Origin of the sequence: Microbacterium sp. LMI13-1-1.1 (genome assembly GCF_040815625.1) — a bacterium.
In the GTDB taxonomy this organism is placed as follows: domain Bacteria; phylum Actinomycetota; class Actinomycetes; order Actinomycetales; family Microbacteriaceae; genus Microbacterium; species Microbacterium forte.
In genome coordinates, this window is sequence record NZ_JBFPNL010000001.1 from 1,082,250 (window position 1) to 1,101,022 (window position 18,773).

Annotated in this window: 22 protein-coding genes; 12 read left to right on the plus strand and 10 right to left on the minus strand. The window is 67.7% G+C overall.

Going from position 1 to position 18,773, the window contains the following annotated elements; genetic code table 11:
- Positions 1 to 30 precede the first annotated feature (30 nt).
- The gene (locus tag MRBLMI13_RS05265) at positions 31 to 1,269 is read left to right on the plus strand and encodes a beta-ketoacyl-[acyl-carrier-protein] synthase family protein (RefSeq protein WP_079112924.1); all 1,239 of its coding nucleotides are present in this window, start codon (positions 31 to 33) and stop codon (positions 1,267 to 1,269) included.
- Between the two features lie 62 nt (positions 1,270 to 1,331).
- On the opposite strand, the gene MRBLMI13_RS05270 is transcribed toward MRBLMI13_RS05265, so the two are convergent.
- Positions 1,332 to 1,997, minus strand: coding sequence for a YczE/YyaS/YitT family protein (locus tag MRBLMI13_RS05270; RefSeq protein ID WP_367819947.1), 666 nt, complete (start codon positions 1,995 to 1,997; stop codon positions 1,332 to 1,334).
- 95 nt (positions 1,998 to 2,092) lie between these two features.
- Here MRBLMI13_RS05270 and MRBLMI13_RS05275 point away from each other — a divergent pair, with 95 nt between their 5' ends.
- Entirely contained in the window at positions 2,093 to 3,496 is a 1,404-nt protein-coding gene (locus MRBLMI13_RS05275) for a PLP-dependent aminotransferase family protein (protein WP_367819945.1), read from the plus strand.
- 136 nt (positions 3,497 to 3,632) lie between these two features.
- On the opposite strand, the gene MRBLMI13_RS05280 is transcribed toward MRBLMI13_RS05275, so the two are convergent.
- Both MRBLMI13_RS05280 and MRBLMI13_RS05285 read right to left on the minus strand, forming a co-directional pair.
- Positions 3,633 to 4,136: a DUF3145 domain-containing protein gene (locus tag MRBLMI13_RS05280; protein ID WP_367819943.1), complete on the minus strand. Its 504-nt coding sequence runs from the start codon at positions 4,134 to 4,136 to the stop codon at positions 3,633 to 3,635.
- A gap of 190 nt (positions 4,137 to 4,326) precedes the next feature.
- Entirely contained in the window at positions 4,327 to 5,100 is a 774-nt protein-coding gene (locus tag MRBLMI13_RS05285) for a hypothetical protein (RefSeq protein ID WP_042537528.1), read from the minus strand.
- A gap of 176 nt (positions 5,101 to 5,276) precedes the next feature.
- Here MRBLMI13_RS05285 and MRBLMI13_RS05290 point away from each other — a divergent pair, with 176 nt between their 5' ends.
- The 3 genes from MRBLMI13_RS05290 (at position 5,277) to MRBLMI13_RS05300 (ending at position 8,876) form a co-directional block, all read left to right on the plus strand.
- Entirely contained in the window at positions 5,277 to 7,280 is a 2,004-nt protein-coding gene (locus MRBLMI13_RS05290; RefSeq protein ID WP_367819941.1) for a DUF262 domain-containing protein, read from the plus strand.
- 1 nt (position 7,281) lies between these two features.
- Positions 7,282 to 8,529 carry an alpha/beta fold hydrolase gene (locus MRBLMI13_RS05295; RefSeq protein ID WP_367819939.1) on the plus strand — a complete coding sequence of 416 codons (1,248 nt, stop codon included), beginning with the start codon at positions 7,282 to 7,284 and terminating at the stop codon, positions 8,527 to 8,529.
- 65 nt (positions 8,530 to 8,594) lie between these two features.
- Positions 8,595 to 8,876, plus strand: a complete 282-nt coding sequence (locus MRBLMI13_RS05300; protein WP_042537534.1) for a hypothetical protein — start codon at positions 8,595 to 8,597, stop codon at positions 8,874 to 8,876.
- Positions 8,877 to 8,951: 75 nt separating this feature from the next.
- On the opposite strand, the gene MRBLMI13_RS05305 is transcribed toward MRBLMI13_RS05300, so the two are convergent.
- The 3 genes from MRBLMI13_RS05305 to glgA form a co-directional block, all read right to left on the minus strand.
- On the minus strand, positions 8,952 to 9,209 hold the full coding sequence (locus tag MRBLMI13_RS05305) for a type B 50S ribosomal protein L31 (RefSeq protein ID WP_042537536.1): 258 nt from the start codon (positions 9,207 to 9,209) through the stop codon (positions 8,952 to 8,954).
- A 91-nt stretch (positions 9,210 to 9,300) separates the two neighbouring features.
- Positions 9,301 to 10,086 carry an ABC transporter ATP-binding protein gene (locus MRBLMI13_RS05310; RefSeq protein ID WP_367819936.1) on the minus strand — a complete coding sequence of 262 codons (786 nt, stop codon included), beginning with the start codon at positions 10,084 to 10,086 and terminating at the stop codon, positions 9,301 to 9,303.
- 17 nt (positions 10,087 to 10,103) lie between these two features.
- Entirely contained in the window at positions 10,104 to 11,288 is a 1,185-nt protein-coding gene (glgA, locus tag MRBLMI13_RS05315; protein ID WP_042537541.1) for a glycogen synthase, read from the minus strand.
- Positions 11,289 to 11,357: 69 nt separating this feature from the next.
- Between glgA and glgC the strand changes: the two genes are divergently transcribed.
- The 3 genes from glgC to MRBLMI13_RS05330 all read left to right on the plus strand — a co-directional run bounded on the left by glgC (position 11,358) and on the right by MRBLMI13_RS05330 (position 14,028).
- Positions 11,358 to 12,599 (plus strand): glucose-1-phosphate adenylyltransferase, encoded by a 1,242-nt coding sequence (gene glgC, locus MRBLMI13_RS05320; protein WP_042537543.1) that lies wholly within the window; start codon positions 11,358 to 11,360, stop codon positions 12,597 to 12,599.
- 61 nt (positions 12,600 to 12,660) lie between these two features.
- Positions 12,661 to 13,296 carry a phosphoserine phosphatase SerB gene (serB, locus tag MRBLMI13_RS05325; protein WP_367819933.1) on the plus strand — a complete coding sequence of 212 codons (636 nt, stop codon included), beginning with the start codon at positions 12,661 to 12,663 and terminating at the stop codon, positions 13,294 to 13,296.
- Between the two features lie 33 nt (positions 13,297 to 13,329).
- A complete protein-coding gene (locus tag MRBLMI13_RS05330) occupies positions 13,330 to 14,028 on the plus strand; it encodes an alpha/beta fold hydrolase (protein WP_367819931.1) in 699 nt (232 codons plus the stop codon).
- A gap of 21 nt (positions 14,029 to 14,049) precedes the next feature.
- Here the strand turns inward: MRBLMI13_RS05330 and MRBLMI13_RS05335 are convergent, their stop codons facing one another.
- Entirely contained in the window at positions 14,050 to 14,757 is a 708-nt protein-coding gene (locus MRBLMI13_RS05335) for a beta-ketoacyl-ACP reductase (protein ID WP_042537549.1), read from the minus strand.
- A gap of 103 nt (positions 14,758 to 14,860) precedes the next feature.
- Here MRBLMI13_RS05335 and MRBLMI13_RS05340 point away from each other — a divergent pair, with 103 nt between their 5' ends.
- From MRBLMI13_RS05340 to MRBLMI13_RS05355, 4 genes are read left to right on the plus strand one after another with little or no spacing between them, the layout of a single operon-like run.
- The gene (locus MRBLMI13_RS05340) at positions 14,861 to 15,514 is read left to right on the plus strand and encodes a DUF4190 domain-containing protein (protein ID WP_367819929.1); all 654 of its coding nucleotides are present in this window, start codon (positions 14,861 to 14,863) and stop codon (positions 15,512 to 15,514) included.
- A 50-nt stretch (positions 15,515 to 15,564) separates the two neighbouring features.
- On the plus strand, positions 15,565 to 15,921 hold the full coding sequence (locus MRBLMI13_RS05345) for a DUF3099 domain-containing protein (protein WP_367819927.1): 357 nt from the start codon (positions 15,565 to 15,567) through the stop codon (positions 15,919 to 15,921).
- The gene (locus tag MRBLMI13_RS05350) at positions 15,918 to 16,112 is read left to right on the plus strand and encodes a hypothetical protein (protein WP_042537550.1); all 195 of its coding nucleotides are present in this window, start codon (positions 15,918 to 15,920) and stop codon (positions 16,110 to 16,112) included. Before MRBLMI13_RS05345 ends, MRBLMI13_RS05350 begins: the two co-directional genes overlap by 4 nt.
- An 8-nt stretch (positions 16,113 to 16,120) precedes the next feature.
- Positions 16,121 to 16,921: an SURF1 family protein gene (locus MRBLMI13_RS05355; protein ID WP_367819925.1), complete on the plus strand. Its 801-nt coding sequence runs from the start codon at positions 16,121 to 16,123 to the stop codon at positions 16,919 to 16,921.
- 6 nt (positions 16,922 to 16,927) lie between these two features.
- On the opposite strand, the gene MRBLMI13_RS05360 is transcribed toward MRBLMI13_RS05355, so the two are convergent.
- Genes MRBLMI13_RS05360 through MRBLMI13_RS05370 form a run of 3 tightly spaced genes read right to left on the minus strand, consistent with a single transcriptional unit; the run spans position 16,928 to position 18,747 of the window.
- Entirely contained in the window at positions 16,928 to 17,695 is a 768-nt protein-coding gene (locus tag MRBLMI13_RS05360) for a hypothetical protein (RefSeq protein ID WP_367819923.1), read from the minus strand.
- Positions 17,696 to 17,698: 3 nt separating this feature from the next.
- Positions 17,699 to 18,133, minus strand: coding sequence for a cupin domain-containing protein (locus tag MRBLMI13_RS05365; RefSeq protein ID WP_367819921.1), 435 nt, complete (start codon positions 18,131 to 18,133; stop codon positions 17,699 to 17,701).
- Positions 18,130 to 18,747 carry a pyridoxamine 5'-phosphate oxidase family protein gene (locus MRBLMI13_RS05370; RefSeq protein WP_367819919.1) on the minus strand — a complete coding sequence of 206 codons (618 nt, stop codon included), beginning with the start codon at positions 18,745 to 18,747 and terminating at the stop codon, positions 18,130 to 18,132. The genes MRBLMI13_RS05365 and MRBLMI13_RS05370 overlap by 4 nt, the downstream gene beginning before the upstream one ends.
- Between the last annotated feature and the right edge of the window lie 26 nt (positions 18,748 to 18,773).

Sequence of the window (18,773 nt, forward strand, 5' to 3'; positions counted from 1 at the left end):
CTGCTCGACCCGCCTGACAAGGAACCACACATGACCAAGCGCATCGTCGTCACCGGCATCGGCGCCACGTCCGCCATCGGCGGGACAGCACCCGAGAACTGGACGAACCTGCTCGCAGGCCAGTCCGGCACCCGCACCCTCGAGCACGACTGGGTGCAGCAGTACGACCTTCCGGTCACCTTCGCCGCCGAGGCGATCGTCCGCCCCGAAGAGGTCCTGCCCCGCCACGAGGCGAAGCGGCTCGACCCCTCCTCGCAGTTCGCGCTCATCGCGGCACGCGAGGCCTGGGCGGATGCCGGTTCTCCCGAGGTCGCGCCCGAGCGTCTCGGAGTCGACTTCGCCACCGGCATCGGCGGCCTCTGGACCCTGCTCGACGCGTGGGACACCCTGCGCGAGAAGGGCCCCCGCCGCGTGATGCCGCTGACCGTTCCGATGCTCATGCCGAACGCGGCGGCCGGCAACCTGTCGCTGCAGTTCCAGGCTCGTGCCTACGCGCAGACCGTCGTGAGCGCCTGCGCCTCGAGCACCGAGTCGATCATCCACGCCTTCCACCACCTGCAGGACGGTCTCGCCGACGTCGTGATCGCCGGTGGCACCGAATCGGCCATCCACCCGATCACGATGGCGTCGTTCGCGTCCGCGCAGGCTCTGTCCCGCCGCAATGACGACCCGGCCACGGCCTCGCGTCCCGGCGCGATCGACCGCGACGGCTTCGTGATGGGCGAGGGCGCAGCCGCGCTCATCCTCGAGACCGAGGAGCACGCCAAGGCACGCGGCGCCAAGATCTACGGCTACGTTCTCGGGGGTGGCGTCACCGCTGATGCGTACCACATCACGGGCAACGACCCCGAGGGCACCGGCGCCGCACGAGCCGTCACGCAGGCGCTCGACGAGGCCGGCATCACCGCCGACCAGGTCGCGCACATCAACGCGCACGCGACGTCCACCCCCGTGGGCGACCCCAACGAGTACGTCGCGCTCAAGAAGGTCTTCGGCGAGCGGATCGATGAGATCCCCGTCTCGGCCACCAAGGCGTCGACCGGGCACCTGCTCGGCGGCACGGGAGCCCTCGAGGCGATCTTCGCGCTGCTCGCGCTCCGCGACCGCGTCGCCCCGCCGACCATCAACATGACCGAACCCGATCCGGCTGTGCCGTTCAAGCTCTCGGGCGAGGCGCAGCCTCTCGGCGACGGCCAGCTCTTCGCGATCAGCAACTCGTTCGGCTTCGGTGGCCACAACGCCGTCGCCGTCTTCGCGAGCGCCGACTGACCTGCAGCGATGACGAAGAGCGGCCCCCGGGTATCCCGGGGGCCGCTCTCGTGTCTGCAGGTCTAGTGGGCGGTCGCCCGCGCGAGCTGACGGGATCTCGCCGCACGGATGCGAGTGGTCCACGGAAGGAACCAGCCGATGAGCGGTCCCACGCCGAAGGCGAAGAGCACCGTGCCCACGCCGACCGGACCACCGAGCAGGAAGCCGATCAGCAGCACGCCGCCCTCGATCAGGGTGCGCACGAGCCACACCGGCCACCCGGTGCGACCCACGAGCCCCGTCATCAGGCCGTCCCGCGGGCCGGGACCGAAGTCCGCCGCGATGTAGAGCCCGGTGGCGAAGGCGAGCAGCAACAGTCCCGCCACGAACATCGGTGCCCCGACCCAGATCGATGGCGGTGCGGGGATGACGGCGAGAGCCAGATCCGCGCTGGGCCCGACGAGCAGGGCATTGAGCAGGGTGCCCAGCCCGACGCGCTGCCGCAGGGGGATCCACAGGAGCAGCACGAGCACCGAGACCAGCACGGTGACGACGCCGTATCCGATCCCCGTCTGCCCCGAGACGCCGAGAGCGAGGACGTCCCACGGGGCGACGCCGATGCCTCCGCGCACCATCAGACCGAGGGCGACGCCGTAGAGGAACAACCCCACGAGCAGCTGCACGATGCGCTCGACGACGTCGCGTCGACTGGTGGCGCTGATCGGGAGGAGAACGGAACGAAGCTGCATCTCTCCATGCTGGCCCACCCATCCGTCTGGTTCACGAGACCACTCGGCGAGAAGTGGCCTGCTTTCTTCAGTCCACTTTGCGGCATCATGGAGTCATGACCTCACGGCTCGTCCAGCAGCTCGGTGCCCACAACGTCGCCGGCGCCACAGCCAAGGCCCTCGCGGAGCACATTCGCGCATTGATCCTCGACGGTCGACTCACCGTGGGCGAGCGGCTGCCGAGCGAGCGATCGCTCGCGATCGAGCTGCGGCGGTCGCGTTCCACCACGACCCGTGTCTACGACCTCCTCGAGCGCGACGGCTACGTCTCTCGTCTGCACGGGGGCGGCACCCGAGTCACTCTGCCGCACACCGCGGCCCCGGCCGGCGGCGCAGCAGACGAGTCGGCCATCGACCTGTCGATCGCGTCGATGGATTCGACGCCTGGGCTGTACGACGCGACAGTGCGGTCACTCCCTCGGCTCGCCGCCATGCGCGGCACCAGCGGCTATTCACTGCAAGGGCTCCACGAGTTGCGGGAGGCTGTCGCGCAGCGCTTCATCGAGCGCGGAGTGCCGACCGATGCGGACGAGATCATGATCACGTCCGGCGCGCTCAACGCGTTCAATCTGGTGCTCGCCTCGATCGGCCGGCGGGGCGAGCGCGCGCTCGTCGAGCAGCCCACCTTCCCGCATGCGCTCGAGGCGCTCCACCGCCACGGGTACCGGCTGCTGCCGACGCCGGTCGATGTCACGGGATGGGACGAGGGCCATCTCACCGACACCCTGCTGCGCGGACGCCCCCACCTCGCGTATCTGATCCCCGACTTCCACAATCCCACGGGGGCCACGCTCTCCGACGCCGAGCGGACGCGCATCGCGGCCACGGCACGGAGCGTCGGCACACACCTGATCGTCGATGAGACGACCGCCGAGCTCGACATCGATCGCGACTGGACCCCGCTTCCCTTCTCCGCCTTCAGCCCGCATGTGATCACCGTCGGCTCGATGTCGAAGATCGCCTGGGGAGGCATGCGCATAGGCTGGATCCGGGCGGACCGCTCGGTCATGACCCGTCTGCTCGCCACCCGTCCCTCGTTCGAGCTCGGCACCGCGCTGCTCGAACAGTGCATCGCCGTCGAGCTGCTGCAGGAGATGCCGGCGCTCACCGCGCATGTCGCGACACGCCTGTATGCCGGCCGCGAAGCCGTGGCGGCAGGACTCGGCTCCTTCGAGACCATCTCCATGCCACCCACGAGAGGCGGACTCTCCGCCTGGCTCGACCTCGGCGCCCCCGTGTCGACCGCCCTGTCGCTGGCCGCGCGTGCTCACGGACTGATCCTTCCGCCGGGGCCGCGGTTCTCTACGGGCGGCGTGCTCGAGAGGCGCCTGCGGATTCCGATCACCCTGCCGCCTGAGCGCACCGCCGAGGCGATGGGGCGACTGAGACTCGCGTGGGAGGACGTCATGACGGGGGGCCGCGCGGCCGGGGCCGAGATGCCCCGCTCGGCCGTGATCTGACAGACGAAGACCCCGTCCCGGATGTTCGGGACGGGGTCTTCGTCATCTGTGGAACGGGGATTCGCCTTCTCAGCGTCCGGGATCGCTCACCGGCATCCGATACTCGCGCCTTCCCGTTCCAGGTCTGTGGGTCCGCCTAGCCGACCTTGTGCAGCCACACCACGCGGGCGTCGTCGCTCGCGTGACGGAACGGCTCCAGCTCGTCGTCCCAGGCGGAGCCGAGCGCGATGTCGAGCTCACGCTGCAGCTCGGTCGCGCTGCCTGCGGCGATCTCCATCGCATAGCGGATGCGGTCCTCGCCCACGACGATGTTTCCCGCGGCATCCGTCTGCGCATAGTGGATGCCGAGGTCGGGCGTGTGCAGCCAGCGTCCGCCGTCGCTGCGGGGTGTGGGATCCTCGGTGACCTCGAAACGGAGATGCTCCCACCCGCGGATCGCGGTTGCAAGAGCGGCACCCGTGCCGACCGGGCCGTCCCAGTAGAACTCGGCGCGACGAGCGCCGTCGAGCACCGGCTGGTCGCTCCAGTCGAAGTTCACTGCGCGACCGATAGCGCGACCGACCGCCCATTCCAGGTGCGGGCAGAGCGCGCGAGGTGCAGAGTGGATGAACACCACTCCGCGTGCGTAAGCCGTCGCCATGATCTCTCCGTTTCATCAGGTGCGTCTTCCCCAACGACCTGAAACAACGAGAACTGGCGTGAATATGCGGTTGTGGGGCTATTCTCGCCCAGACCAGGCGAAATCACAAGCATGTGATTCACACGACGAAGGCCCCGGTCACGCGGGACCGGGGCCTTCAGACCGCGAACGGCCGTTGATCAGACGAGGATCACGCCTCGCTCATGGCCTGCTTGACCTGCTGTCCCTTTGCGGCGTAGTACGCGGCGCGGGCGGCGTCACGGCGGGCCTGCTCGGCGTATCCGGCCTCGAGAACCTCCTGCGGGACCTCGACGTTCGGCACGTCCTGCGTGCCGTGGTACTTCTCGATGTAGGCGTCGAGCTCGGGGCCGGACGTCCACGACGTGATGAGGCAGTAGCGCGGCTCCGTGCCCACGTGGGTCGCGGCGTGCCACAGACGCTGCGTGTCGACGATGAGCTGAGCGCCCGCCGGCAGAGCGATGCGGTACTCGATGCTCGGGTCGGTGCGGTTCTCGCGCAGGACGAAGAAGCTGTCCTTGTCGTCACTGAGGTTGAAGAACCCGCGGACGACCCAGCCGGTGCCGTCGGGGTTCAGACGGTTGTTGTCGTCCTGGTGGAGGTTGTAGAGGCACTCGCCGTACGGGGTCGGCTGCAGCTCGATGACGCGGCAGCGACCGACGTTGGCACCGGGCTCCTGCGCGCGACGCGTGAGGTTGGGGGCCTTGGCGGTCTGCGAGTCGATCCAGACGCCGTCCTTGTCGGTGCGCGGCGGCTTGTGGTTCCAGAAGCCGTTGCACTCGATCTCGCCCTTGGCGCTGGCGAGAGGGGCGAAGCGGGTGTCACCCGACGACTTCCAGTCGTTGTACTCGATGTCGAGCCACTCCTTGGGGTCGAGCTCCTGGTTGTAGCTGTCGAGAACGACGAAGCCCTTGTCTTCGAGGGCAGCGGACTTGATGTATCCCATGATCTGAACCAGATCCTTTCATCGGGGGCCAGCACGTTTTAACAGGCCCTGATAAGGCAAGCCTAACAGGGCACTTCTGGAGCGCCGCCGAGGGCCGCCGTGAATAAGCGAATAGACTGAATCGGGCGCCTGGCGACTCCTCGGCGCACGGCGTTACGGGAGGACGAGACACCAGCATGAGCACTGCGACCAACGTCGAGGCGACAGCTGTCAACACGATCGAGTGGCTCGCAGAGGACTCCACGACCATCGTCGTGCCGGTGTACCAGCGTCAGTACCGGTGGGACATCGGCGGCTGCGAGCAGCTGCTCTCCGACGTCCGGGCCGTCGCCCGCGAAGACTCGTCGCACCGTCACTTCATCGGGTCGATCCTCTCGGCCGCCGACGACAGCGAGGCCGACACCGACCTCGTGCTGATCGACGGCCAGCAGCGCATCACGACGCTGATGCTGCTGGTCGCAGCGCTCCGACATGCGGTTCAGGACTCCGATCCCCTGCTCGCCGCCGACCTCGACCGGGTGCTCGTGCGCCCGGACGACCCCGATCGCACCAAGCTGCGCCCTCACGACGCGTGGGCCGAGCTGTACGAGTCCGTGGTGCTGGAGCGCGATGTCCAGGCAGAGCGCGAATCGCGCTTCGATGACAATTACGCGTTCTTCCGCAGCCAGGTGCACGCCGACGAGGCGCCGCAGATCTGGGCGGGTCTGAAGAAGCTCGAGCACGTCTCGATCACCCTCGGTGCCGACGCGAACGCGCAGCAGATCTTCGAGAGCCTGAACTCCACCGGCGAGCCGCTGCGCGATCACGAGCTCATCCACAACTACATGCTGATGGGGTTGACCCACGCCGAGCAGCTCGACGTCGAGGCGCGGTTCTGGCTCCCGATCGAGCAGCACACCGGTGAGACCATCGGCGCGTTCTGGCGGCACTACCTCGTGATGACGACGGGGCGCGAGGTGGCGGCCAACGGCGAGCACGGTGTCTACAGCGCGTTCCGACAGTCCTTCCCCCGCGTCGACCTCGATCACCTGCAGGCGGATGCCGAGGTCTGGCGCCACTACGCCGAGATCTACGGCATACTGCTCGACCCGTCTCTCGAGCGCGACCCCGAGATCGCTCGGCAGCTGCGATACGTGAACACCTTCGGCCGCGCAGCCTATCCGCTGGCCCTCAGCGTCTACAGCGATCACAGCCGCGGGCTCATCGGCCGCGACGAGCTCGTCGAGACGCTCGAGTGGATCCAGGCGATGTATCTGCGGCGCACGCTCGTGAACCTGCCCAACGAGCGACTCGTGGCCCGCCTCTGCCGAGCGCGCGCGAACGGAAGAGAGGCACTGGCTCGAGCGTTCGCCCGGATCACGCCGTCGGACGAGCGCGTCAGCGCCGTGCTGAAGTACAGCGAGCTGCCACATCCGGCCTATGTCCTCGGGCGGCTCGAGGGAGTCGACGACCCTGACGAGTTCGATGTGGAGCACATCGTGCCCACAGTCCCCAGCGACAGCTGGTCGGGCGACGGCCAGCGTCCGTGGATCGACTACTCGGACGACGAGCGCAACGCGCATCGCGCGCTGGCCCCGACACTCGGCAATCTCACTCTGCTCGAGCAGTCCCTCGCAGAGCGGGTCTTCGGAGAGTCGTACTCCGTGAAACGGGACGCGGCGTATGCTCGCAGCTCCGTCCCCGAGACCAGTGCACTCGCTGCCACGGAGACGTGGGGAACGGCGGCCATCTCTCAGCGCACGATCCGGCTCACCGCCGATCTGCTGAGGATCTGGGCCCGCCCCGCACTGCCCGAGATCGACGACGACGGGCTCACTCCCATCCTCGATGCGGTGCGTCGGCGCGGGTGGCCGGCCGGGTGGGAGCGCGAGTTCGAGTATGTCGAGTACCGCGGAGAGCGCTGGGAGGTCTTCGACGTCAAACACCTCTTCAACCGCGTCTTCCGTCGCGCGTGGACGGACACCCGCGATGCCGCCGTGTCGTACTGCGCCACCCACGGCGGCCCGATCTACGACTCGATGGCCTGGAAGGGGCAGTGGGATCAGCTGGACGACACCCACCACCTCTACATGGGCTGGGATTCGAACTACATGATGAACGCAGTGCAGGGCGTGCTCGACGAGGCGGACATCGCCTCGGAGGTCTTCGTCAAGTACTCCTACATCGGGAATGTGATGTGACATGACGACAACCATCCGCCGCCTCCTCGACCTGACAGTCAAAGAGCACACACTGACCGTCCCGCTCGTGTGGGGAGATCCGACAGACACCCGCACGATCGACATCTTCGCGCGGGTCGTCACACGAGAAGGAGGCGAACGCCTCCCCTTTCTGGTCTTCCTGCAGGGCGGGCCGGGCCACGAGGCCCCTCGGCCGTTCCACTCGTCGACGTCCCCCGCCTGGCTCGACGAGGCCCTCGCGCACTATCGGGTCGTGATGCTCGACCAGCGAGGCACCGGACTCTCGACGCCGGTCGGCGATGCCGATCTCGAGCGCGGCTCCGCTGCGGTCGCCGAGTACCTCACGCATCTGCGCGCCGATGCGATCGTCCGCGACTGCGAGGCGATGCGCGAGCACCTCAGCGCGGAGACGTGGAGCGTGCTCGGCCAGTCCTTCGGGGGATTCACGACCCTGGCCTACCTGTCCACCGATTCGGACTCGCTCGCCGATGTCTTCATCACCGGCGGACTCAGCACCGTCGACCGGCACCCCGACGAGGTCTACGCGCTCTGCTACGACAAGATGCGCGCCGCCTCCGAGCGGTATTACCGCCGGTTCCCCGAGCACCGCGACGTCATGCGCCGCCTGGTCGACCGGGCCGCGGCAGGCGAGATCGTGCTTCCCGACGGCGAAGTGGTCTCGCCGTCACGCCTGCGCTCCGTGGGCTCGGCGCTCGGCACGAATGACGGCTGGCAGACCGTATGGTCGCTGCTCGAGCGCGATCCCGCGTCGAACGCGTTCCGCCATGATCTGATGCACGCCATGCCGTACGGCGGCCGCAACCCGCTCTACTTCGCGTTCCACGAATCGAGCTACGCGAGCGGGCACGCCACACGCTGGTCGGCGGAACGCACAGAGCCGCAGGACTTCCGCGACGACGTCACACTGTTCACGGGCGAGCACGTCCGCCGCGAATGGACCGAGACCGTGCCCGCCTTCCAGCCGTGGCGAGACGTCACGCTCGCGCTGGCGGACTTCGAGTGGCCCCGGATCTACAACGAGGTCGCCATCGCCGCCTCCGGTGCGACGGGCGCGGCCGCCGTCTATGTGAACGACGTCTATGTCCCGATGGAGTTCTCACTCGAGACCGCACGCCTGCTGCCCGGCGTCGAGCTCTGGGTGACCAGTGAGCACGAGCACAACGGCGTGCGCTCCGGCCCTGTGCTGACGCACCTCATCGACCTCGCGCACGGACGACGCATCCGCTGAGCATCTCCGCCGGAATACTCCTGCAGACGGATGCCGAGGCGGCGACGGCCGAATAGCCTGGTCTCATGGCCGACGCACTCGGGATGCTGCTCACGATCGCGATCCTCCTCGTCGTGGTGATCGCGATCGTCGTGGTGATCGTCGCGGTCTACGCGAAGGCGCCGCTCGAGAAGAAGTACGAGAGCGCAGGCGGCGGACTGGGCGGTTCGTTCGACGCGATCTGGATGCCGTCGGCACACGAGGCCGGGATGGAGCGCGATCGCCAGACGAAGCGCACCGCACCGGCGCCCGCTCCCGGCGACCCGCCCGGCAGGATCGACGGGGAACGCATCATCATCGACATCTGACCCCGCGATCCACCGGGATGAGACGACGAAGGCCCCGTGTTCCGAGGAACACGGGGCCTTCGAACGCGGTGATCGTTACTTGCTCGATCCGCCGAAGCCCTTGAAGCGCTGGTTGAACTTCTCGACGCGGCCGGCCGAGTCCATGATGCGCTGCTTGCCCGTGTAGAACGGGTGCGATGCCGACGAGATCTCGACGTCGATGACGGGGTACTCGACGCCGTCGAGCTCGATCGTCTTGTCGCTGGAGACAGTCGAACGGGTGAGGAACGTCTCGCCCGAGCCGAGGTCGCGGAACACGACTGCCTTGTACACGGGGTGAATGTCAGTCTTCATGGGATTCCTTAGTTGCTGCCCTGGATTGTGCCAGGGACGAGGGAAGTCTGCGGTGCAGAGAGCACCAAGGATCGATTCTATCAGATCCGCGTCAGGATGCCGCGCGGGCCGCGTAGCGGCCCTCGTCGCGGCTCAGAACGATCGGCATTCCGAACGTCTCGGTCAACGTATCGGCGGTCAGGGTATCGGCGATAGGTCCGGCTGCCACGATGCGCCCCTCGCGCATGAGCAGCACGTGCGTGAAACCGACCGGGATCTCCTCGACGTGATGCGTGACCATCAGCATCGCGGGTGTCGTCGGCGACGAGGCATAGCCGCTCAGGAGCGCGAGCAGCTCCTCGCGCGAACCGAGGTCGAGCGAGGCCGTCGGCTCGTCGAGCAGCAGCAGCTCGGGGTCGGTCATCACGGCCCGGGCGATCTGGACGCGCTTCTGCTCGCCGTCGCTCAGGGTTCCGAACGTGCGATCAGCCAGGTGGTCGAGACGCCAGTCGCCGAGCACACGCAGCGCGCGGCGCTCGTCGATGTCCTCGTAGTTCTCGTTCCAGCGCCCCAGAACGGAGTACGCCGCCGTGAGCACCGTGTTCAGAACGGTCTCGTCGCGCGGCACGCGCTTCGCCATCGCCGACGAGGCGAAGCCGATGCGGGGCCGCAGTTCGAACACGTCGGTTCGACCGAGGGTCTCCCCCAGCACGGTGACCGCTCCGGAGGTCGGATGCATCAGCGTGTCCGCCAGCTGGAGCAGAGTGGTCTTGCCGGCGCCGTTGGGTCCGAGGATCACCCACCGCTGATCATCGTCGACCTGCCAGGTCACGTGATCGATGATGTCGCGCCCCTCGCGGCGCACGACGACGTCGGTGAATTCCAAGGCGATCGACATGCCTCCAGCCTATCGGCTCAGGCGGTCAGCTCCGCGTAGAGCGCGCGCGTGGTGTCGGCGATCGCATCCCAGCTGAACTCGTCGCGCGCGCGCTCCCGACCGGCCGCGCCGTAGGCGCGAGCCTGCTCCGGATCGGACGTCACCTCGGTGAGCACGCTCGCGAGGTCGGCGACATAGCGCTCGGGGTCGACCGGCGTCCCTGTGCCGTCCTGCAGCTGCTCGATCGGCACGAGACGCCCTGTCACACCGTCGTCGACGACCTCGGGGATGCCCCCGGTGGCCGTGCCCACGACAGCAGCACCGCACGCCATGGCCTCGAGGTTCACGATGCCCAGCGGTTCATACACCGACGGGCATACGAAGGTCGTGGCCGCTGTGAGGATCGCCGAGAGCTCGTCGCGCGGCAGCATCCGATCGATCCAGATGACCCCCTCACGGGTCTGCTGGAGAAGCCGCACGCCCTCCTGCACCTCCGCCATGATCTCGGGGGTGTCCGGTGCGCCGGCGCAGAGGATCAACTGAACCTCCGGCGGCAGCAGACGAGCGGCCTGCAGGAGGTACGGCAGACCCTTCTGACGGGTGATCCGACCGACGAAGACGACAGACGGTCGAGTCGGGTCCATACCCACCGACTCGAGGAACGCGGGGTTCTGCACCGGACGCCACCGCTCGACGTCGATGCCGTTGTGGATCACACGCACCCGGGCGGGGTCGACGGAGGGATAGCTGCGCAGGATGTCTTCGCGCATGCCGGCGCTGACCGCGATCACCGCCGCAGCGTTCTCGTAGGCGAGCTTCTCGATGCCGCTCGACACCGCGTACCCTCCGCCGAGCTGCTCGGCCTTCCACGGGCGCAGCGGCTCGAGACTGTGGGCGGTGAGCACGTGAGGGATGCCGTGCAGCTGCGAGGCGAGGTGTCCGGCGAAGTTCGCGTACCAGGTGTGGCTGTGCACGAGGTCGGCGTCGGAGATGGCCGCCACGATCTCGAGATCGGTCCCGAGCGTCTGCAGAGCGGCATTGGCCGAGGCCAACTCCGACGGGGCCTGATAGGAGAAAGTACCCGCCTCATCTCGGGGAGAACCGAAGGCACGAACCTGTACATCGATATTCTGCCGCAGGGCCGTGACGAGCTCTGCGACGTGCACACCGGCACCTCCGTAAATCTCCGGCGGGTATTCCTTCGTGATCATCTCGACGCGCATGTCTAGACGGTAGTGACTCACTTGTCCAGATGCTAGTTAGCCGAGCCGAATCACATCTATTGTGGGTGCATGTCCGCACCAAAGAAGATCTTCGGCATCATCCTCGCCGGCGGCGAGGGAAAGCGTCTCATGCCCCTCACGGGCGACCGAGCAAAACCTGCAGTGCCTTTCGGCGGACAGTATCGCTTGATCGATTTCGCGATATCGAACCTCATCAACTCGGGTCTGCGACAGATCGTCGTCCTCACGCAGTACAAGTCGCACAGCCTCGACCGTCACATCTCGCAGACCTGGCGCATGTCGGCGCTGCTCGACTCGTACGTCACCTCCGTGCCCGCGCAGCAGCGTCTCGGAAAGCGCTGGTTCTCCGGCTCGGCCGACGCGATCCTGCAGAGCCTCAACCTCATCAACGACGAGAAGCCCGACATCGTCGTGGTGATCGGTGCCGACCACGTCTATCGCATGGACTTCCGGCAGATGCTCGACGCGCACATCGAGTCGGGCGCGAAGGCCACCGTCGCCGGCATCCGCCAGCCGCTCGCGATGGCGTCTCAGTTCGGTGTGATCGACGCCGACACCGAGTCGGGCCGCATCAAGCAGTTCCTCGAGAAGCCGACCGACATCGCAGGGCTCGAGGACTCCCCTCACGAGGTGCTCGCCTCGATGGGCAACTACATCTTCGATGCCGACGCGCTGATCGCCGCGGTCGAGGCAGACGGCGAGTCCCCCACCTCCGGTCATGACATGGGCGGCGACATCGTGCCGTACTTCGTCGATCGAGGCGAGGCCGGCTACTACGACATGAAGCGCAACGACGTCCCGGGGTCCTCCCCGCGCGACCGCTCCTACTGGCGTGACGTGGGCACCATCGACTCCTTCTTCGACGCGCACATGGACCTGATCTCCACGCTGCCCATCTTCAACCTCTACAACATGGAGTGGCCCATCCACTCACAGGCCGTGAACTCGCCGCCCGCGAAGTTCGTGCGAGACTCCGTCGGGCGTATCGGCAACGCGATCGACTCGATCGTGTCCCTCGGATCCGTGCTCTCGGGCACCCATCTCGAGCGCAGCGTCGTCGGCCCGTGGACTCTCGCCGGCGGCGGCTCGACCATCACCGATTCGGTCGTCTTCGACGGAGTGAGAGTCGGCGCCGGTTCCCGGGTGCATCGAGCCATCCTCGACAAGAACGTCGTGCTCGCCGACGGCGCGACCGTCGGCGTCGACCGCGAACGCGATCTCGCGCGAGGCTTCACCGTGACCGAATCCGGCATCACTGTGGTGGGCAAGGGGCTCTTCATCGATCGCTGAGGATGTCGGCCGAAGACCGCCGTGCACCGACCCGCGCCTTGCGGTCGATAGGCTCAGAGGCGTGACCGCCGCTCGATTCCTCGTCGTCCTCGATGCCGATTCCACCCTCATCCGCAATGAGGTGATCGAACTGATCGCCGACGAGGTGGGACGCGGCGCCGAGGTGCAGGCAGCCACCGAGGCCGCGATGCGCGGCGAGATCGACTTCGCCACGAGCCTGCGCTCACGCGTCGCAGCTCTCGAAGGCGTTCCTGTCTCGGGTTTCGCTCGAGTGCTCGCCCGGATCGAGCCGACTCCGGGCGTGCGTGAGCTCACTGCCGCCGTGCATCAGCGCGGGGGTGTCGTCGGGGTCGTGTCAGGCGGATTCCACGAGATCCTCGACGATGTCGCACCGGGGCTCGGTGTCGACCGTTGGCGCGCCAATCGACTCGAGGTGGTCGACGGTGCTCTGGCGGGTCGGGTCGACGGCGAGATCGTCGATGCCGCCGTGAAGGCCGCCTCGCTGCTGGAGTGGGCGGACGAGCTCGGAGTTCCCCGCCACGCCACGATCGCCATCGGCGACGGAGCCAATGACCTGCAGATGATGGCGGTCGCGGGACTCGGACTGGCGTTCAACGCGAAGCCCGCCGTGCGCGAGACTGCGAGCCTCGTCATCGGACCGCAGGATCTCTCCGAGGTCATCTCGCTGCTGCCCTAGCGGATGTCCGATGCCCCGTCTACCCTCGGGCGCATGGACATCATCCTCATCCCCGGTCTCTGGCTCGATGCGTCCAGCTGGAGCGAAGTGACCACCGATCTCGAACGCGCAGGGCACACCGTGCATCCGCTGACCATGCCGGGCGTGGACCTCCCGGCCGCCGAGTCCGCTGACATCGGCATCGCCGACTGGGTCGACGCCGCTGTCGCCGCCGTGGACGCCGTCGCCGCGCCCGTGGTCGTCGTCGGTCACAGCGGCGGCGGCAACGTCGCCTGGGGCGTGGCCGATGCGCGGCCCGACCGCGTCTCGCGGGTGATATTCGTCGACACCGTGCCGCCGCCGTCCGGATTCGGCATCAGCGAGTTCGAGATCGTCGACGGCGTCGTCCCGTTCCCCGGATGGGAGTTCTTCCCGGCGGAAGACGTCGACGACCTCGACGAGGCGACCCGTGCGCGCACCGCACCGCTCACGCACAGCGTGCCAGCGCGCGTGCCCACCGATGAGATCGAGCTCGGCCCCGGTGCGCGGCACCGGGTGCCGGTGACGCTGCTCATGGGAGGTCTCGACGAGGAGACTCTCGAGTCCGAGCTCGAGCAGTGGGGGCCGTATGCCGAAGAGTTCCGTGCGATCGACGATGCCGAGGTCGTGCGCATCGGCTCAGGTCACTGGCCTCAGTTCTCGGTACCGAACAGACTCGCCGCGCTGCTCGATGCGGCGATCACCCGCCGATGACGGTACGTCGACGGTGGAGTGTCAGTGCCCCATGCCGAGACCGCCGTCGACGGGGATGACAGCACCCGAGATGTACCCGGCGTCATCGCCTGCAAGCCATGTCACGACGCCTGCCACCTCATCGGGCGTCGCGAATCGTCCGGCCGGGATGTTCGCCTTGTACTGCTTCTGAGTCTCCTCGGGAAGCTCAGCGGTCATGTCGGTCTCGATGAATCCGGGGGCGACGACGTTCGCGGTGATACCGCGTCCGCCGAGCTCCCGCGTGAGAGAACGTGCGAAGCCGACGAGCGCGCTCTTCGAGGCCGAATAGTTCACCTGCCCGGCCGAGCCATAGAGGCCCACGACGCTGGAGATGAGGATGACTCGGCCGAATCGAGCCCGCAGCATGCCTTTCGATGCCCGCTTCACGACGCGGAAGGTGCCGCCGAGGTTCGTCGCGACCACGCTGTCGAAGTCGTCCTCACTCATCCGCAGCAGCAGGGTGTCCTTCGTGATGCCGGCATTCGCCACGACGACTTCGACGGGTCCGAGCTGCTGCTCGACCTCGGTGAAGGCCGCGTCGAGCGCAGCGGCATCCGTGACGTCTGCACGCACCGTGAGAGTGCCTTCGGGGCCTTCGCCGCTGCGAGCCGTGACGGCGACGCGGTAGCCGTCCCTGACGAATCGTTCGGCGATCGCGCGGCCGATGCCGCGGTTTCCACCGGTGACGAGGACGACGCGAGAACTCATTTCCACTCCTGATCTGGCCGGTGCGGGTACGGCGGCCGGGTCGTCATCGATCCTACCGATGATGCTGTGACTCGTTCGGGCCGACGTTTGACAGAACAGCCGCGTGGCTGGAACGCTGAACCCGACGAAAGGCATCACCGTGAGCGACAACAGCATCCCGACCTCGGCGGACGGACAGCAGCCGACTCCCCCGGCGCCGCCTCTCGCACCGGCTCCGCCGGCTCCCGCGGCGCCCTCGGCGCAGCCGTACCAGGCGTATCCCGGTGCGGCGCCGTCGGTCGCTCCTTCGCAGGGGTACGCGACCCCGTCGCCACAACCGCCGCAGTATGCCCCGCAGCAGCCCTACGGCTCTGCGGTGGCTCAGCCGTACGCCGCCGCCGCCCAGCCGCCGTACTACGGGGCGGCGTCCGCACCGGGTCAGCCTGGCGCCGGATATCCGAACTACGGCGCGGTGCCCTACGCCGCTCCTCGCCCCGCCAGCGGACTCGCGATCACCTCGCTGATCTGCGGAATCGCGGGCGTCGTCCTCTTCTGGGCGGTGGTGCCGCTGCTCGCGTCGATCGTGGCCGTCATCACCGGCCACATGGCGCTGCGACAGACGAAGGAGAACCCGGCGATCGGCGGCCGCGGCATGGCCTTCGCTGGCCTCATCATGGGGTACATCATGGTCGCGGTCCTGGTCGTCGGCATCGTCATGACGGTGATCGGCTTCCTCTTCTTCGGCGCCTTCACGCTGCCGTTCCTCTTCTCCGCCTAGCGGCAGACGGGCGAGCCGCGGAGCCCGCGGCGGCGTAGGCTGGACTCATCGTGAAGAGCAAGCCCCTGGTCCCTGCTGTCACCTCGCTTCCGCAGTCGCCGAAAGACGAGGCTGACCACCGCGTGCGCCGATACGCGCTCACGATGACCATCCGCATCGTCTGCTTCGCCCTGATGATGTTCGTGCAGCCCTACGGCTGGTACACCTGGGTGTTCGCGCTGGCCGCCGCGGTGCTCCCCTACATCGCCGTCGTCTTCGCGAACGCGGGCAGCGACAGCACGGAGACCACGGCAGAGTCCCCGGTGCAGCAGTTGGAGGCTCCGGCCGCGACTCCGACGTTCCCGGTCGACGAGACCCCAGCTCCTGGCATCATCACCATCCACGAGAGCCGCCAGGATCGCGAGTGAGTGGATTGGAGTGCTCGCGCGCCGGATGCCGGAACGCGGCGACCATGCAGGTGGTGTGGCGCAATCCGCGTATCCACGCGGCCGACCGTGAGAAGATCTGGCTCGCGTGCGATGAGCACGTCGGCTTCCTCCGTGACTACCTGGCGGCCAGGGACTTCCCCGTGACAGTGAGAGATGGTGTGCCCTCGTGAGTGCCCGGATGGGTAGATGGACCGTATACGTGCTGATCGCGATCGGATTCGCGATCGCCTGCGCGTTCCTGTCGAACTGGCAGTTCGAGCGCAATGAGACGCGATCTGAGCAGATCGAGCTCGTGGAGAAGAACTACGACGCCGATCCCGTCCCTCTCGCCGATCTCATCGGCGACGACGGAGTGCTCGATCCCGGTGACGTGTGGCATCCCGTGGTGCTGAACGGCGAGTACATCGCCGATGATCAGCTGCTGGTGCGCAACCGCCCGCACGGCGGCACGAGCGCGTTCGAGGTCCTGGTGCCCTTCCGCGACGTCGACGGCCGTGTGTTCATCGTCGATCGCGGATGGGTGCCGCCGGGCGACGGCGACTCCCCGGATTTCGTTCCGGCTCCTCCGCCCGGAGAGGTCGAGGTCATCGTGCGCCTGCGCCCGGGTGAGCAGCTCCCGGCCTCGGGGCGAGGTGCTCCCGACGGGCAGGTGCCGACGATCAACCTCCCCTCGATCGCCGAGCTGGTCGACGGAGACGTCATCACGAGCGCGTACGGGCAGATCGTCAGCGAGACTCCACCCGGCGACGGGACCCTCGGCGGCTTCGACTCACCCACCGACGACCCGGGACCGCACCTGTCCTACGCGATCCAATGGATCCTGTTCGCGCTGATGGGCTTCGTCTTCATCGGGTACATCATCCGGACCGAGATCGTGAAGCACCGTGAAGAGGTCGAGGGAATGCCCGCACCGGTGAAGACGACTCGGCGGCGCGACAAGGACGCCGACGTCGAGGACGAGCTGCTCGACGCCCGCTGAGTCGCGTCAGTCCCAGGCCGTCACCTCGCCGATGACGGCGGTCTTGGGGTACGCGCCTGCGGGCCCGCCGATCTCGAAGAGGTCGATCATCAGGACCATGGGATAGTCCGGTGCCTGAGCGAAGCGGCGCACCACCCGCCCCTCACATCCGATGATCGTCTCGCCATCGCCCCAGATCACGGTCCAGGTATGCGGCCTCCGGGCATCGAACGGGAGGGTCACCTCGACCATGTCGGTCGTCAACCTCGTGTCGTGGTGCGACTTGATGCCCGTTCGTACCCGCGTCGTGCTCCCGACAGCTGAGGCGTCGATCTCGAAGATGCAGATCTCGCCGGCGTCCGTCTCGGAGAGGTGTTCGGTACCGACCAGCCACGCCGCGAGCATGCATCCTTCGTCGGTGCCCGCGGCAACCGTGAGGTCGATCCGCCCGCGACAGGGTGTGAAGAGCAGTCGAGGCGGCGTATGCGTCTCGACCACGAGTCCGTCGTCGCGGTGGCGATGCGTGCCGGCGGTCGATCCGACCGGACCGGAGTACGTCGCCGTCTGCAGATTCGAGACCCGCAGCGGCGCGTCGTCCGGGCGCCAGTCGAGCTGATCGTGCTCGATCCGGAGTTGCAGTCCGCCCTCGACGAAAGCGAATCGCGCTGCGGAGCGCTCGGGCACAGTCCAGTGCGGCAGGTAGTGCGGAACCCACTTCTCCGCATCGAGCCCCCGAGTGAAGTCATCCGAGAAAGCCGGCGGTGATGACGGACGCGGCGGCAGGAGCTCGGCCACGGATCAATCCCGCCAGGGCATCGGCTTCTCGGAGAGGCGAGAACTGTCGTCGGGGAGATGCGGAAGTTGTTCTCCTCCGGCTCGAATGCAGAGCCAACGCAGCTCTCCCGGACTGTCGGACCGAGCGCGCCAGGTACGCGCGACGCCCTGTCCCACGCGGATCACCGTTCCCGGGCCCACCTCCACGACCTCGTCGTCGAGTCCCATCTGCCCGCGCCCGTCGAGAAACACGTAGAGCTCCTCGACCTGCGAATGGACATGCCAGTAGCCGGCTTCCTCCCCCGGTTCGAGGGCGTTCGCGGTGAGGCCGATGTACTGCATCGTCAGCTCATGATCGACGACTCGACGGCCGTCGCGCGAGCGCGCCTGGTCGAACCCGCCATGATGTGCGCGCCACTCGTCGAGAGCACCGATCTCGATCACCTGGTATCCGCTCATGCCCTTCGCCCTTCCGACCTCTGATCTGCCGGGCCGCCCATGATCGAGCGGCTCCATCCGTCGTCGACAGCGTCGAAGACCACCCGCGTGTGACGGCGGTCTCTCGATCCCTGCCAGAACTCGACCCGAGTGGGGACGATCCGCCACAGCACCCAGTCGCCGTCGGCGACCTCCGCCCGCGCGGCCGGGGAGCGCGCCGCGAGATCAGCGGCGCTCTCCTCGGCAGTCGCTTCTTCCACACGGCCGCGCACCCGCACCGCGCGCACCTGCGGCTGCCACCAGAAGTTCAGGGCCGCGCCCGGCGAGGCAGCCAGCTGCGCGCCCTTGCGGGACGACCTCGTGCTGGCGAACGCCCAGCCTCGCTCATCGATCCGCTTCAGGATGAGGGTGCGAGCGTCGGGCAGTCCGTCGGCATCCACGGTCGCGAGGGTCACCGTGTGCGGCTCAGCCACTCCGGCCTCAGCCGCTGCGCGTAGCCACGTGGCGAACAGCGCGCTCGGGTCGTCAGAAAGCGCGCTGAGATCCCAGTCGGGGGCTCGCCCGGTGAGAGCGTGCCGACCCTTCAGCCACTCGTTGAGCTGGGCGGTGTCGAAGTCATGTTCGTCGTACGTCACGCTCTCGACTATGCCACGAGGGGCGA